At 67.7% G+C, this 15,702-nt stretch carries 13 protein-coding genes; 1 reads left to right on the top strand and 12 read right to left on the bottom strand.

All coding sequences use genetic code 11. From position 1 onward, the window contains the following. Window positions 1-83: 83 nt before the first annotated feature. From ABD210_RS20540 to ABD210_RS20495, 10 genes are all read right to left on the bottom strand, one after another. Complete coding sequence (locus ABD210_RS20540) at window positions 84-737, bottom strand: BON domain-containing protein (protein WP_344113430.1); 654 nt, start codon at window positions 735-737, stop codon at window positions 84-86. 112 nt (window positions 738-849) lie between these two features. After that, the gene (gene glgX, locus ABD210_RS20535) at window positions 850-2,961 is read right to left on the bottom strand and encodes a glycogen debranching protein GlgX (RefSeq protein ID WP_344113428.1); all 2,112 of its coding nucleotides are present in this window, start codon (window positions 2,959-2,961) and stop codon (window positions 850-852) included. Next, window positions 2,958-5,654, bottom strand: coding sequence for an MGH1-like glycoside hydrolase domain-containing protein (locus ABD210_RS20530; RefSeq protein WP_344113427.1), 2,697 nt, complete (start codon window positions 5,652-5,654; stop codon window positions 2,958-2,960). Before ABD210_RS20530 ends, glgX begins: the two co-directional genes overlap by 4 nt. 6 nt (window positions 5,655-5,660) lie before the next feature. Continuing rightward, window positions 5,661-6,203, bottom strand: coding sequence for an HdeD family acid-resistance protein (locus tag ABD210_RS20525; protein ID WP_344113425.1), 543 nt, complete (start codon window positions 6,201-6,203; stop codon window positions 5,661-5,663). Between the two features lie 37 nt (window positions 6,204-6,240). Beyond that, window positions 6,241-6,540: a BON domain-containing protein gene (locus tag ABD210_RS20520; RefSeq protein WP_344113423.1), complete on the bottom strand. Its 300-nt coding sequence runs from the start codon at window positions 6,538-6,540 to the stop codon at window positions 6,241-6,243. After that, the gene (locus ABD210_RS20515) at window positions 6,537-7,616 is read right to left on the bottom strand and encodes a helix-turn-helix domain-containing protein (protein WP_344113422.1); all 1,080 of its coding nucleotides are present in this window, start codon (window positions 7,614-7,616) and stop codon (window positions 6,537-6,539) included. Before ABD210_RS20515 ends, ABD210_RS20520 begins: the two co-directional genes overlap by 4 nt. 154 nt (window positions 7,617-7,770) lie before the next feature. After that, the gene (locus ABD210_RS20510; RefSeq protein WP_344113420.1) at window positions 7,771-8,970 is read right to left on the bottom strand and encodes a PucR family transcriptional regulator; all 1,200 of its coding nucleotides are present in this window, start codon (window positions 8,968-8,970) and stop codon (window positions 7,771-7,773) included. Window positions 8,971-9,005: 35 nt separating this feature from the next. Next, complete coding sequence (locus ABD210_RS20505) at window positions 9,006-10,073, bottom strand: AI-2E family transporter (protein WP_344113419.1); 1,068 nt, start codon at window positions 10,071-10,073, stop codon at window positions 9,006-9,008. A 197-nt stretch (window positions 10,074-10,270) separates the two neighbouring features. After that, a complete protein-coding gene (locus ABD210_RS20500) occupies window positions 10,271-10,693 on the bottom strand; it encodes a DUF1003 domain-containing protein (RefSeq protein WP_344113418.1) in 423 nt (140 codons plus the stop codon). Window positions 10,694-10,721: 28 nt separating this feature from the next. Beyond that, window positions 10,722-11,150 (bottom strand): hypothetical protein, encoded by a 429-nt coding sequence (locus ABD210_RS20495; RefSeq protein ID WP_344113417.1) that lies wholly within the window; start codon window positions 11,148-11,150, stop codon window positions 10,722-10,724. A gap of 345 nt (window positions 11,151-11,495) precedes the next feature. On the opposite strand from ABD210_RS20495, the gene ABD210_RS20490 reads away from it, so the two are divergent. Continuing rightward, the gene (locus ABD210_RS20490; protein WP_344113415.1) at window positions 11,496-11,750 is read left to right on the top strand and encodes a hypothetical protein; all 255 of its coding nucleotides are present in this window, start codon (window positions 11,496-11,498) and stop codon (window positions 11,748-11,750) included. A gap of 326 nt (window positions 11,751-12,076) precedes the next feature. Here ABD210_RS20490 and ABD210_RS20485 read toward each other — a convergent pair whose 3' ends face one another. Beyond that, window positions 12,077-12,730, bottom strand: a complete 654-nt coding sequence (locus tag ABD210_RS20485; protein WP_344113413.1) for a BON domain-containing protein — start codon at window positions 12,728-12,730, stop codon at window positions 12,077-12,079. 93 nt (window positions 12,731-12,823) lie between these two features. Beyond that, window positions 12,824-15,655, bottom strand: coding sequence for an AAA family ATPase (locus ABD210_RS20480; RefSeq protein WP_344113411.1), 2,832 nt, complete (start codon window positions 15,653-15,655; stop codon window positions 12,824-12,826). Window positions 15,656-15,702: the final 47 nt, after the last annotated feature.

Here is a 15,702-nt window from a genome sequence, read left to right as displayed (position 1 = left end):
GAGCCACGGCCGCAGGTGACGCGTGCTGCCGGCAGCCCGGGCACGGGCGGCGTCGTGGCGCCGCCCGTGCCCCGGTGAGGTGGTCAGTACTTGATCGTCAGGTCATCACGGACGGACGTGACACCCGGCGCCGCCCAAGCCGCCGCGATCGCCTCGTCGTGCTCGGACCACGAGCTGACCTTTCCCTTGACGGTCACGGCCCCGTCAAGGGTCGAGATCCGAAGCGCGTCGGCATCCAGGGCGGCATTGCGCTTGAACGCCTTCTTGATCGACTCCTCCGTGTCCGCGGCGTTCGGCGTCGGCTGCGTGATCTCGATCTCGTTGAAGACGTCGAGTGCGCCGGCGATGCTCGAGGCGACCAGGTCCGCCTCGTCGCGCTGGTACTGCCAGTCCACCGTGCCTGTCAGCGTGACGAAGCCATCCGCCACCTTGGCGTCGACCGTCGCCGGTACGAGGCTGTCCAGTGTCAGCGCTTGCAGGACGAAGCCGCGCAGTTCGGAGTCGGCGCGCCCTTGGCCGTCCATCAACCGCACCTTCAACTCGTCGTCGACCCAGTTCACCCCGAAGACTCGCTGCGCCGCCTTCCGTGCCTCCCGCTTCTCCCGCAGACTGCCGACAGTGCCACGAAGCGTCACCGCGCCATCCTTCGCGGACACGGCGATCGCAGCGCTGTCCACCTTCGGGTCCCAGAAGAGCTCGTCACTCACATTGGCCACCACATCGTCGTCCCAGGACATTTGTGTCCTCCTTCGCATCGGTTCATCGGACTCTTCGATCCTCTGTGTCGGATCGCTCCACCACATCGGCGTTACCGCTGACCGGCTGCGGAAAGCACGTAGAACAAGGCCTTCAGGCGGGCGCTCGTCCCTGCAGGACGACAATCGACCGCGGGCGGACCGTGATGCCATCCCCGGCGGCGTAGCGTTTGGTTGCGGCGAGAGCGCACGTCTCGTACGTGTCCACCACCGGTTCCCAAGCCTGGTCGGCACGGGTGGACGGTACGACGAACTCCAGCGGTTCCCACCAGGCATTGACGAGGAGCAGGAAGTCGTCGTCGATGAGCGGCGTACCGTCATCTGCGGTGTCGGGATCGTCGGCGCCGTCGAGGTACAGCGCGATGGATCGGGCGTTGGGGTCGCGCCAGTTGTCCGGAGTCATCCGCGTCCCGGCCGGGGTGTACCAGCTGAGCTCGTCGGCCTCGACACCGGTGAGGAAGCGGCGGCGCCGGAACACCGGGTGTGCTCTGCGGAGCCGGACCAGCTTCCTGGTGAACCCGAGCAGGTCCTCGTCCGGCGCGGACCAGTCGAACCAGCTGATCGCGCTGTCCTGGCAGTAGCCGTTGTTGTTGCCGCGTTGCGTGCGGCCGACCTCGTCACCGCCCAGCAGCATCGGCACACCGAGCGAGAGCATCACCGTGGTGAGCAGCGCTCGTCGCTGTCTGGCGCGGAGCTCGACGACCGCCGGATCAGTCGCCGGGCCCTCGACGCCACAGTTCCAAGAGCGGTTGTCGTCCGTACCGTCGCGGTTGTCGTCACCGTTGGCGTCGTTGTGCTTGGCGTCGTACGAAACGAGGTCTGCCATGGTGAATCCGTCATGGACGGTGATGAAGTTGATCGAAGCGGTCGGGCGCCGGCCGGCTGCGCCGTACAGGTCCGACGAGCCGCTGAAGCGGGCGGCGAACTCTGGGATCAACCCGTCGTGGCTGCGCCAGAAATCGCGCATCACGTCCCGGTACCGGCCGTTCCACTCACTCCACCGGGCCGGGAACCGGCCCAGGTCGTAACTGTCCAGCTGGCCGACGTCCCACGGCTCGGCGATGAGCTTGGCGCGCGACACGATCGGGTCCTGGGCCACCAGGTCGAAGAACGCCGACAGCCGGTCAAACCCGCCCTCCTGGCGGGCCAGGGTCGGGGCCAGGTCGAACCGGAACCCGTCGACGTCCATCTCCCGCAACCAGTAGCGCAGGGAGTCCATGATCAACTGCAGACTCACCGGGTTCGCGGCGTTGAGCGAGTTGCCGGTCCCGGTCGTGTCGACGTAGTGGCGCAGGTCCGTCGGATCGAGCCGGTAGTAGGCAGGGTTGTGCAGCCCGCGGTGCGACAGCGTCGGCCCCAGGTGGTTGCCTTCGGCGGTGTGGTTGAAGACGACATCGAGAATGACCTCGAGCCCCGCGCCGTGCAGAGTGTCCACCATGCTCCGGAACTCGGCGACCTGCCCGCCTGGCCGCCCGGCCCGAACCGCGGCGGAGTAGCCGGCGTGCGGAGCGAAGTACCCGATGGTGTTGTAACCCCAGTAGTTCGTCAGGCCGCGTTCCACCAGGAAGGCCTCCGGTACGTTCTGGTGGATCGGGAGCAGTTCCACCGTGGTGACCCCGAGGTCGACCAGATGTCCTACCGCGGCCTCGTGCGCCAGCCCGGCGTACGTGCCGCGAAGCTCCGGCGGAACAGCGGGATGCGTCGCGGTGAAGCCTTTGACATGAGCCTCGTAGATGACCGTGTCGGCGTACGAGTGGTGGGGGCGCGGCCGGTCGGCCGAGGTGAAGGATGTGTCCACGACCAGGCTGCGCGGAACAAAGGCCGCCGAGTCGAGCGGGCTCGCGGTGTCCTCGTCCGGCACGGAGTGCCCCAGGACCTCCGGTCCGAACCGCACCTGCCCGTCGATGGCCCGCGCATACGGGTCGAGCAGCAGCTTTGCCGGGTTGCAGCGCAGTCCTCGGCGCGGTTCGTACGGCCCGGTGGCCCGGTATCCGTAGGCCTGGCCGGCTCCGATCCCCGGGACGAACCCGTGCCAGACCTCACCGTCCCGCTCCGGCAGCGGGATCCTCGTCTCGTTTCCGTCCCGGTCGAACAGGCAGAGCAGTACGCCGTCGGCGGCTGAGACGACCGCGAAGTTCGTACCGCCGGACTGGAGGGTGGCTCCCAGCGGGGACGGCGATCCAGGGAGGACGGTCGGGACGCTCATTGCTGCTCGCCCTCGGCGCCCAGGCGAAGGATGACGTCGTCGATCGATGGCACGACCCCGTGCCGGCGACGGATGACATCGGCAACCAGTCCGGTCCACCCGGTCTGGTGCGAGGCGCCCAGTCCGGCCCCGTTGTCGCCATGGAAATACTCGTGGAACATGAGATTCTCCCGCCAGTTCGGGTCGTGCTGGAGGCGGTCGACCCAGCCGAAGCACGGCCGCCGCTGGTCTGGACCGACGACGAAGATCGACGCCGATCTGGCCCACAGGTCGGCGACCACGGCATCGAGGGTCACCAGCTCCCCAGAGCCGGTCGGATACTCGACGCTGAAGTCCTTGCCGAAGAACCTGGCATAGCGCTGAAGCGCACTGGTTGCGAGGTAGTTCAACGGAAACCACACCGGCCCGCGCCAGTTCGAGTTGCCGCCGAACATCGCCGTGGTGGACTCAGCGGGTTCGTAGTCGATGGTCGCCCGTACTCCCTCGACGTCAACCGTGTAAGGGTGATCGCGGTGGTACGCCGACAACGACCGCAGACCGTACGGCGACAAGAACTCCTCGGGGTCGAACAGCCGGCGGAACAGCTGGGTGACCCGGTCCACGCCGACCGCCCCCACCAGCAGCCGCCGCTCGCCCGGGTCTCCTCGTAACAACCCCGCCGTCTCGAGGGGCCCGGGATCCGTCGGCAGATGCCGGTCGAGCAAGCCGGCGAACTGCTTGCCCACAGCAACGGCGTGGTCGAGCGTCGGCTCGTCGACGACTGCCGCCGCGAGCATCGGGATGATGCCCACCATCGACTGCGCCTTCACCGGTACCGCGACGCCGCTCGGCGTGACGAGGCGGTCGTAGAAGAGCCCGTCGGCGGCATCCCACAGCCCCTGCCGGTCCAGGGCGTTGCGGATGCCGGCGAAGTGCTCGAGGAACTTGACCGTCAGATCGAGTCCTGGGCGCTGGCCGGTGCGGTACAGGATGGCCGCGATCGTCGCCATCGACAGCGCGTAGCCGGCCATCCACCCGGTCGCGTCCGCCTGCTCCAGCCGGCCGCCGACCGGCAGGTGCGAACGATCCAGCGGGCCGATGTTGTCCAGTCCCAGGAACCCGCCCTCGAACACGTTGGAGCCGTCGGAGTCCTCGCGGTTGATCCACCAGGTGAAGTTCACCATGAGCTTGTCGAACACCCGGCTGAGGAAGTCGAGGTCGCGGCCACCGTCGATCGCGAAGACCTCCAGAGCGGCCCAGGCCTGTACCGGTGGGTTGACATCACCGAAGTCCCACTCGTACGCCGGCAGGGCGCCGTTCGGGTGCTGGAACCACTCGCGGCAGATCAGCAGCAGTTGACTCTTCGCGAACCCGGGATCCACGTGGGCCAAGGCAACACAGTGAAACGCCAGGTCCCAGGCCGCGAACCATGGGTATTCCCACTTGTCCGGCATGGACATGATGTCGAAGGCATCGAAGGTGCGCCACCGGTCGTTACGGCCGGTACGCCGGGCCCCAGGAGGTGGTGGAAGTCCGGGGTCGCCGTCGAGCCAGCGGGCCACAGTGAAGGCGTACAGCTGCTTGCTCCACAACAGACCGGCGAACGCCTGGCGCATCACCATCGCCTCGTCAGGTGTCGCGGCCGGCGGGGTCAGCTCGGCGTAGAAGTCGTCGGCCTCGGCTTGGCGGTCCGCCATGACGCGGTCGAAGTCCGTCCCGAGCGCCGTCTGCGGGTCGGAGCTCGACGCCGCGGGCCGCAGCCGTAGCCGGAGCTCGACGGTGGAGCCGGGGGCGATGGAAAGGCAGTACCAGGCGGCGGACTTGGTACCTGCTCGCGCCGGGTTGATCGAGGGAGCGCCTGAGACGACATGGTCGTTGATGCCGTCCTTCGGGTATCGCGTCCCGGGCGTCACGCCGTACAGCCGGTTGGCGTTGGTCTCGTTCTCGCAGAAGAGCAACGACGGCAGGGTCCCGTCCGATCCCGGCGCGGTGAGCAGTTCCAGCTCGCCGAGCACGGGATGGGTGATGTCGACGGCGGCGTTCCCGCTCGCGGCGAGCTTCGGTCGCGGCGCGTCCGGAGTCCAGGTCCAGGTGTTGCGGAACCAGGCCGTCGGCAGGACGTGCACCACCTCGCGCTCCGGTCCGGCGTTCGTGACTTGTACGGACATCAGCAGGTCCGTCGGACTCGCCTTGGCGTAGGTCACGTCGACGATCCAGAATCTGTCCTGGTCGAACACGCCCGTGTCGAGTAGCTCGTACTCCGGCTCGTCGCGACCACGCCGGCCGTTCTCGGCCACCAGGTCGGCGTACGGGAACTCGGCGTGTGGGTAGTGGTAGCGCCACCGGTTCCACGCGTGGCTGGGGACCGCGTCGAGGTACCACCAGTAGTCCTTGACGTCCTCGCCGTGGTTGCCCTGCGGTCCGGTCAGGCCGAACGGGCGCTCCTTGAGGATCGGGTCGCGCCCGTTCCACAACGCGATCCCCAGGCACAGTCGCTGCTCGCGGTCGCTGAAACCCGCCAGACCGTCCTCGCCCCACCGGTACGCCCGCGACCTGGCGTGGTCGTGCGGCAGGTATGTCCACGCGGAGCCGTCCGCGCTGTAGTCCTCGCGGACCGTACCCCACTGACGCTCGCTGAGGTACGGACCCCACAGGTCCCACTCGGAAGTGGCGCCGGACGGCTCTGCGAGCCGCCGGCGCTCATCGTCTGTCATCGCCTGTCAGCTGACGGGGTTGGCCAGCGGTTGTGCGGTCGATCCAGCCTTCCGAAGCTGCGCCGACAGCACCACCGTGGAGATGCCGTAGACGATGCTGAACAGACCGAAGACAGTGGCCAGGCTGACCGCACCGATGTCGGGCCGGATCGCCAGCACGACGCCGAGTGCGATCGAGACGAGCCCGGTGAGGGCCCACATCGCCCGCTCCCCGGCGTCCTCGCCGTGCCGGAAGGCCATCGCCACCTCGATGATGCCGGAGACGAACGCCCACGCAGCGATCCAGATCGTCAGCACTAGCGCGGTGATGTTCGGCCACGCCAGCGCGGCGATGCCGGCGACGACGTCGAGCAGCGCGAGTAGGAGGTAGCCGACCACCGGGCCGGCGCTGCGGCTGGCGAACGCGCGCGCCGCGGACGCGGCGCCCGCGATGAAGGCGTACACCGCGAAGAGGATCACGAGCGCGCCGACGGTGACGTTCGGCCAGGCGACGGACACCACGCCGATAACGACGGCCAGCAGTCCACGCCACAACAGCGATTTCGACATTGACGACAACATCAACAGCCTCCTTGTTCGGTCTTGCTCAGTAGTAGAAGAGTTCGAGGCGGTCGTCGACGTCGATGACGCCGGGCGCCGCCCAGGCGGCCGCGACCGCCGAGCTGCGCTCGGCCCAGGACGCGACGAATCCGGTGAGGATGACCGTGCCGTTGACAGCCCGCACGCCGATGCTCTCGGCATCGAGTTTCGAGTGCCGCAAGGCCCTCCTGATCCAATGCCGCACATCGCCGGTCGGCAGCGCACCGCTGGCCGGCGACAGGTCGTTCCGTACGCCGGTGACGCCCGGCACGTTGCCGGCGACGAAGGCGGCCTCGTGGTTGGTCACGATGCGACGCTATCCGCGTGTGCGGCGGTCTGGTTTGTTGTGTGTGCGTAGTTCTTGGTCAGGTGTGCGCGGTGCTTGTCCTGGTGCAGTGCGCGCCATTCACGGGGTGACATGCCGAACGCGTCGCGGAAGGTGCGACTGAAGTGGGTCGCGTCGCCGAAGCCCCAGGCCTGCGCGATGGACGAGATCGTCCTCCGGGTCGCCGCGCTGCTCGCGAGCTCGCGCCGGCTTCCCTCCAGCCGGCGTACCCGGATCCATTCACCCAGTACGACGCCGGACCGCGACAGTGTTGTGTAAAGGTGCCGGACCGAGATGTTGTTGGCGCTGGCGATCTTCGCGGCGGTCAGGTCGGGATCGGTGAGATGCTGCCGGGCGAACTCCATGATCCGCAGGGCGAGCGTGTTCTCCATCGGTTCTGTGGCCGGTACGCCGTCGTCGAGCTGGGTGGCCACAACAGCCCGGACCAGCTCGATCGTCGGAGCCTCGAACATGTCCAGGTCCGCCTCTGCGGCCAGCCGGTGATCACCGATCAGCTGGGTCAGGTACGTCGCCGCGAGGTTCGCGACCGGGTTCTGTGGACCGAGGCGCAACCCGGCAACGCGGGCGAGGGCCTGGTCGGTCAGCGCCAGATCCGCCGTCGGGATGCGGACGGACTGCTGGCTGGTTTGGTCCAGGCTGGTCGACAGGTACGGCCGGCGACTGTCGAGCAGGATGAGATCGCCCGGGCTCAGCATCGTTCGCCGGTTGTCCTGGAGGACGGATCGCCGGCCGGCCAACTGCAGCTCGACGACGATGCTCGGCTCCGGATCGGCTCGGGCCAGTCGTACCGTGCGCCGCAGGGTCAACGGCGTCGTCGTGACCGTCAGGATCGACAACCGGCCCAGCTTGCGACCGGCACCTCTCGCGGACACCTCGTCCGGACCGACATGATGCTCGATCTCGACCGGCACCGCGGCGCTGCCGATCCCGTCCCGCAGGAGACGGAGGCGGTCGTCCGGCGGCATTGTCGCGGTGTCGAACAACTCCGGCAACGAGCTGTTCCGGTCGTGTGGCAACGGTTCGCAGTCGTGAGCCATGGCAGCCTCCTGTCGATCATCGCGCCCTTCAGGTGGGCCGCTAAGACGACGCTAAGAGGCCGGGTACGGCTCCGGCATCGGCAATCCGACGCACGAATGACCCAAATGAACCGACGCAGTCACCTCGGCGTGTCGATACGATGACGCTGCGGGCTCAGAGTGCTTGCTGCCGTACGGCCTCCAGGGCCAGGCAGAGTCGGGCGACGTCGCGAGGTGCGGTCAGCGTGCAGCCGGTCAGCTCCGCGATCCGACGCAGGCGTTGGCGGACCGTGTTGGGGTGGACGAAGAGCTGCTTGGCTGCCCGCTCGGTCGATCCGCCGCAGTCGCGCCAAGCCTCCAGAGTGTCCAGCAGGACCTCCCGGTCGGCGGCGGGCGTTGTGTCCAGCGGGCCCAGGGTCGAGTTGACGATTCGAGCCATGACCTCGGGCGTACTGGCCGCGGTCACTGCGAGCGGCGAGCTGTCGAAGAGCGTGACCTTGGTGCCGGCCGCGGTGCCGAGAATCGCGAACTTCGCGAAGCGCAGGGCCTCGCGGGTCCCGTCGAGCCTCGAGTACCGCGGGCTGACGCCGACCCGGTGCTCGGCGTGCACGGTGAGCGCGGCGACGAGCTGGTCCATCCGGCCGCTCTCGGGCAGCACGACGATGCCCACCTGGAGGTCCGCCAGCAGTCGCCAGGCTGACGACATGCCAACCGACCGCAGCCGCACTTCCATATCGGGGAAGGCTCGCCGGCCGACCTCCGGCACCTCCGCGGCGACCACGACGAACGGTCCTCGATGGGAGATGCGCAGGATCTCGGCGGCTTCCCAGAGGGTCTCGTGCTCGGTGATCCGCGCCTCCAGAAGCGCCGCCACCAGGGCAGAGCGTTCGTGCTCCTGGGCGACGATCCGTTCGGCCACCGCGTCCCGGTACGCGCCCGCCATCGCGTCCGTGAAGTCGTCGAGGATCAGCCAGATCCTGGAGGCGGCGCGAACCAGTGCCTCACTGCCGAGCAAGCGGGTGTTCTGCGCCTCGGCGACAAGGGCCTCCCAGATGAACCTGCCCCCGACCCGGTAGGCCTCCATCACCTTGGCCAGCGGTACGCCCAGAGCGGCACGTTGCCGGCCGCTGTGCCGCGCATAGGAGATGTCCGCGGCCTCGGGCCCGCAGAGCGTGGGCAGGATCGAGCGCAGCTGCGCACGACAGTCCTCGCGGAGATCGGCGTACGGGACAAGCTCGCTGTCCACGTACGCCGTGACTTCTCCCTGGATCCACTCCGCCATCGTCTCGGCCAACTCGTCGAGCCGGCTCAGCAGAGCCGTGGCCAACCGGGCGATCTGGCGATCGAGCTCCGCATCCTCGTACACGGTGTCCACCTGCCGATGGTAGGGCCGAGAGGTTCCCGGCGGGTTCAGGAGTCCGAGACGGCCGCGGCGTCTGAGGTCGCTTGTTCGGGAGCCGTGACCTCGGGAAACATGAGCACCTTGACCGCGGCCGCGACGGGTATTGCCATGATCGCGCCGACCAGGCCGAACAGGCTGCCGCCGATCAGGGCGACCAGCAACACCGCGACAGAGGGCATGTTGACGGTGTTGCGCAGCACACGCGGTGCGATCAAGTAGTTCTCGGCCTGCTGGTAAAGGATGAAGAAGAGCAGCACTATGACGGTCCTCGGCCAGATGCCGACGGTGAAGAGCGAGACGACGAGACATATCACCGCGCCGAGCGTCGCTCCGATCATGGGGATCAGGTCCGCGATCGCGACCGCAGCCGCGAGTGGCAGGGCGAACGGAACCCGCACCAGCATCAGGCATACATATGCCGCCGTGCCCGCGATCAGCGAGATGGTGAGGTTGCCGATCATGTATCCGCCGACCTTGTCGACGACGACATCCGTGATCTCCGCGACCCGATGGCGGCGGCTGGGAAACAACCTGAGCAGTCCCTGCCGTATGCGAGGGAGGTCCGCCATGAAGTACATCGTCAGGACCAGCACGGTGATGGTGGACGCGGCCGTTCCGATGAACCCGCGGATGAAGCCGACCGCGCCACCGGCGAGCTTGGCTGGAGCCCCAGCTACCAGGGCACTCAACCGGTCAGTGAGGTCGTACCGATCGGTGACTTCGCGGACCACCTTCGACTCGTCGGACAGCGTGCGGAGGTAGTCGGGCAGGTTGGCGAGGAGCTTGCCGGCCTGGTCGACGATCGCAGGCACGACCGACCACGTGAAGCCCGCCACCATCAAAACGACAACCAGGGAGACAATGGTGACGGCGGTCGCGCGGCGCAGTCCCCGCCGCAACAGCCATTGCACCGCCGGATCGAGGCTTACCGCGAGGAACAACGCTAGGAGGACCAGCACGAGAACGCTGCGTACGGTGTAGAGACTGTAGGCAGAGAGCAGCACCGTCAGCACGCCGACAGTGCCCAGGGTCGCCCACCGGAACACCGCAGCGGACGATACGCGTGCGGCCTTCATGGTCGGTGGCGTCGCTACGCGCGTGCTGGACTCGGCGTCGCTACGGTCATCTCGGTCATCGGCGGCCATTGCCAGGCATCTCCAGTCGGTCGTGTCTGGTCGATCCGCGGCCGTTCGTTCCGGCCGGCAACGGCGGCTCGGTCTCGCCTATCGCTCAGGTACGCATGATCGCCGACATCGTGGGTGGTCACAGTCGGCTACGGATGGGGCATCTGCCCGCTGCTCGACTCGCGGATCAGATGATCGTGCAGCTCGGTGGTCAGCGTGTGGATCGCCCGGGTGAGCTCCGTATTGTCCTTGAGTTCCAGCTCTTGCTCGGTGAAGTCATGATCGGCCTTGGCTTCCTGGAATGCGGCCTGTCGGTTCTGTCCGATCATGACGAACGTGGACAGGAAGATCGCCTCGAGGGAGACGAACAGAGTGAGAGTGGGCCAGGGACTGGACTCGAAGAAGAGCATCCAGATGGCGAACAGAACGGCGTGGATGTAGACAAAGTTCATCGAGCCGGCGAAGGAGGTGATCGCGTCGGCGACCCGCACCTGAAGGTCCTGCGATCGTTTCGCCATGCCCGCGAGTACGACAGGATGGTGCTGCTGGGCGCTTGTGTCCGTGGGATTCATGTGATCTCCAGGTCGACACGCTCGACCGTCAGCTCTTCGGCGTCATGTCGTCGGCATCGGCACGGGCGATGGTGGCGTCGACGATGGCGTACTCCGCGCAGTCAAGGGCGTAGATCGCGAAATCAATCGCTTCGGATGCATCCAGCTCGGCGTCATCGGCGCGCCGCTCGGCGTGCCTGACGTCGCGTTCGGCCTTGTGCTGCTCGCCCTTGGTGCGAAGCTCGGTGAAGTGGCTGTCCATGGCAGTTCGGAGGTCCTGCCACTTCGACCGGACGTCGGCCTGCGCCTTGGTCGTCCGCTCGTCGATCCGGGTCTGCTCGGCGCTGACGGCAGTCTGCAGCTGCGCCTGGTGCGCCTGCAACCGGTCTCGGTTCTTCGCCTTCGCAGCGTCGACGACGTCCTCGGTCCTCTTCGCACGGTCGGATAGGTCGCTGAGCTGCTCCGAGAGCTTCTTCACGTTAGGTGCCTTCCTCAGTCGTCGGGGTTGTGGTCGTTCCTGGCCAACAGGACTGCGTACGACGCTACGAGCGCGCAGCCGAGCGTGGTCTGCGGATGATGCTCAACCTCTCGGCTTTTCGTGCAGCGACTCGCTGGCGTGGCCAATGTGCTGGTTCACCCGCTGACCACGGTCGGCGTGGCCGCCTCTGGTCGGGCGGCCGGCGTATCCGGCCGAACTCGCGGAATGCGCAAAAAGCCGAGAGGTTGAGCATCTTCCGCAGACCACGCCCAGCGGACCAGTCATAACGTTCCCAGCACGTACAAACCGATGGGCACGACCCTCACACGGAGAAAGGAGGCCGCCATGAAGCGGTTTTCCGAGCGGCTCAGCACCCTGTCCGAAGGCGCGAAGCGGGCCGAGGAGATCATCGAAGCGGTCCAAGCGAAGGACCGGACCCGGCCGGACGCGCGACGTAAGAGCAATGGAAAGCACTTCGCCGGGTGGATCATGTCGAACGGCGTCCCGGCACTGCTCCTCGGAAGGGCTGTCGTCATGCACTATCGCCAACGGCGGAACAAGCACCACCAAGGACACGAGCACCACCACGGACATCGCTGATCGTGACCGTCGCCGTCCGGGACTTCTGCCATACGTCCCGGACCGCCGGCGATGCGAAGTGGCAGACGGCCCTCACGGAAGACAGCCATCTGTCAGCGGCAACTGAAAGCTGGCCCCCTGGCGGCCGCCCGGGTGGCTCGCTTGAACACCAAATCGGGGCCTCGGACAACAAATACCTTGTTCAAGGTCCCCGCGACCTGTCCGAGCCCGCACCGGCGTCTTCCGCCGCGAGGTCACGGAGGCCGGTGTGCACACGGTTGCTGATGGCAATGACCACGGCACCGGTGGCGCGGGCGGTGCCGCCCGCGCCACCGGTGCCGTGCTTCTCAGTACGTGACGGTCAGGTCGTCGCGCACCGCCGTGACTCCTGGCGCCGACCATGCGGCGTCGATCGCTTCGTCGCGCTCGGCCCACGAGCCCACGGTTCCCTTGACGGTGACCATGCCGTTGTCGGTCGAGACGTGCAGACCCTCGGCGTCGAGGGAGGCGTTGCGCTTGAACGCGCTCTTGATCGACTCCTGCAGGTCCCCTGCGTTCGGCTTCGGGTTCTTGATCTCGATCTCGTTGAACACATCGAGGGCCCCGACGATGTTCGAGGCGACGAACTCCGCTTCGTCGCGTTGATACTGCCAGTCCACCCTGCCGGTGAGTGTCACCCAGCCGTCCAGCACCTTGGCGTCGACCGTCCTCGGTACCAGACTGTCGAGCATCAGCGCCTGCAGGACGTCGCCGCGGATGTCGGCGTCGACGCGCCCCGCGTCGTCCATCAGTCGCACCTTCAGTTGGTTGTCGACCTCGAGCACGCCGGTGACGCGCTGCGCCGCCTTCTTCGCCTCCCGCTTCTCGCGCAGGCTTCCCACGGTGCCTCGCAGCGTGATCGTGCCGGCCTTCGCCGACACCGCGATCGCCACGTTGTCGACCTTGGGATCCCAGAACAGTTCGTCGCTGACGTTGTCGACCAGATCGCTGTCCCAGCTCATCTCAGTTTCCTTTCGTCGGTGTCATCTGTGCCTTCGATCCTCGGTCGGCCGAACCCACCGCGCATCGGAGTCACCGCTGATCGGTTGCGGAAATCACGAAGGAAATCGGGGCGCGTCTTCGCCGCGCGTGAGAGCCTCCAGCGCGGTACGCAGGGCCGTGCGCGAAGCGACGCCGAGCTTGGGGTACAGCCGGTGAAGATGGGAGCCCACCGTGCGGTGGGACAGGAACAGCCGTTCGGCGATCTGTTTGTTGGTCAGCCCGCTCGCGGCCAGATCGGCGATCTGCCGTTCCTGTGCCGTCAGGGGAGATGCGGGGAGATCGGGCTGTACTGCGTACGCGACGCCGGCCGCACGGAGTTCCTGGCGGACCCGCTGTGCGAAGCCTTCGGCGCCGATCCGGTCGAAGATCTCCAGGGCGGCGCGCAGGTGGACTCGAGCAAGGGTCGTGTCATGAGTGCGGCGAAGCCATTGTCCGTAGGCGAACTGGATGCGCGCATGCTCCCAAGGCCACCGGGCGGCGTCAGGTAGCGACAGGGCCGCTTCGAACAACGCTCCGGCCTGATCGTCGTCGTCGGCTGCCAAGGCTGCCGCGCCGGCGACGATCAGAGCGATGCGAGGGCCGATCCGATCCAGGCCTGCCTGTTGGGCGGCGACGACGTGGGCGCGGGCTTGGTCGATGCGACCCGAGCGGACTGCTGCCTCGACCAGGTCGAGCACAACCCATCGACCTGGTATGTCGGCGCTCGGGGCGCCGGGCGGGTCGATCCTCGCGATCTGGACCAGGGCCTCGTCGAAGTCGCCCTGCCCCATGGCCGCGAGGTTGCCTGCCGACCGGGCGTAGGCCACTGTCACCCCCATCCCGCGGGGCGCTGCCCAGCTCGTGGTCTCGGTCCGCCGGGTTCGGGCGAGGTCCACGTTGCCACGCAGCGCCGCGCCCGATGCCAACAAGGCCCGGATCTGGCCCGCCCAGAAGTGGTAGCCGTAGACCGCGGCCAGGTCCAGTCCCTCCCATGCCAGGCGCTCGGCCTCGTCCCACCGCCCGTGAACGTAGGAGTCGTGGCCGAGCAGCATCAGCCCGGGGATGACCATGGCGATCGCGCCGCCGTCGCGCTCCCGATCGATCATGCGCCTGACCAGGTACCGGTAGTCGGACAGGACGTCCATCGCAGCGGCCGCGAAGGCCAGCGGCATGAGCTGCCAGGGCGCCGCGTCGGTGGGCAGTGCCGCGAATGCCAGAGCGAGGCCGTCCCGCACCGCGTCAGCGGTGCCTGACGGATCGACGTACGCGTCGTGGCACAGGCGGAACGGGACGACCTCTTCCGGCTCGAACCGAGCCATGGCCTTGTTGAGGAGCTCCCACGGCTCCGGCCGGAGCGAGTAGAGGCTGACGAGCAGCAGCGCGTACAGAATCCCGTCCAAGTCCCACCGGCGGTCGTGGTTCGCCGTGCAGTCGACGTGGTCGAGCGCTTGCGTCAACAGCCGGTAGGCGGCGTCGACATCGCCGTCTTGGTTGGTGAGGAGATGGGCGGTGGTGGCGAAGACCAGCCCGGTCGGCGTGTCCGGTGCCTGGCCGGCGTCAGCCAGCAACCGGGGTACTTCGTCGAGCTGACCGGTGATGTTGGCGAGATAGGCCGCCTCGGTCAATCGCCGGGACCGCTCGGCCGCGTGCGGGCTGAGCTCAGCGGCCCGGATGAGCGCGGTCACGGCCGTGGATGCCCCTGCCCGCCGCTGATACTTGATCGCCGCCTGGTCCAGATCTCGGCTCGCAGCGGCGGAGGGTTCGCTGCGCCGCCAGGCGGACATTGCCGCCTCATCCAGGGCCCGAGCCACTGCTTCGTCCGGTCCGGTGGCGGCCTCGGCCAGATGCCAGGCGCGGCGCTCGGGGGAACCGGCCATGGCCGTGGCAAGGGCCTGGTGCGCGTCCCGGCGTTCACCTGGCGGTGTCTGGTGCAGGATCGCCGAGCGGATCAGCGGATGCCGAAACCAGGTGCCGCGGCCACCGGCATCGGCATGCACCAGGTCCGCCTGCACTGCGGGGGCGAGATAGTCGACGTCCGCCGAGGCCGCCGCCGGTCCCCTGATCGCAGCCAGGCTGACGTCCGGCTCCAGGGCCAGATGCAGCAGCACTTCTCGAGTTACTGCGGGCAGCGTTCGGATCTCCTCGGCGAAGGCGGCCTTCAACCGCCCGGACAGCGGCAGGAAGTCCGGCAGTGGGTCCTGGCCGGAACGCTGTCGGTCGTCCAGCAACGTCGGCAACTCCCGCAGTGCAAGCGGGTTGCCGGCGGCCTCGGACAGCGTTCGCCGCCGTACTGGAGGAGCCAGTCCAGGCCATTGGATGTCCAACAGAATGCCTGCCGACCGCGCGCCGAGCGGCCGGATGACGCGTTCGGGCACCTGGAGCTGGTCGAGTAGACCATGGGCACCAGTCCGCGCGGTCGCCAGGAATGCGATCGGGTCGTGGCCGAAGCGGCGGGCTGCGAACCCCAGCGTGGCCGCGCTGGCGGGGTCTATCCAGGGAATGTCGTCGACGATCAGCAGGAGTGGCCGTTCGGCGGCGACCCCGCTGAGGAGGGCGAGAACCGCGGTGGCAACCAGCGGATCCGGTGCCAGTCCCGGTGCGAGGTCCAGGACCTGCTGGAGGGCATCGCGTTGCCTGCCGGCGAGCCGGTCCACTCGGTCGCGCAGTGGGTAGAGGAGTTGATGCAGTGCCGAGAAGCTCAACCCAGCCTCGAACTCCGCGCCGAACGCGCGCAGTACCTGCATTCCGCGGGCTGTCGCCCGTGCTGCTGCCGCGTCCAGCAGTGCAGTCTTGCCGATCCCCCGATCGCCGCGCAGCAGCAGGGCGGGGCGGGGCGAGGTGTACCTCTCGAGCAGTGAGTCGATCCGCTCCAGTTCGGCCGCGCGCCCCACGAGGTCTGACTTCAAGATGTACATCCTTCGCAACTGATCGTGATCCGATTCCTGTGGGAGGG

This window comes from Kribbella alba (assembly GCF_039529635.1).
Lineage (GTDB): Bacteria > Actinomycetota > Actinomycetes > Propionibacteriales > Kribbellaceae > Kribbella > Kribbella alba.
Note: the sequence above shows the minus strand (reverse complement) of the source record. Positions and strands in the feature narration are given on the sequence as shown.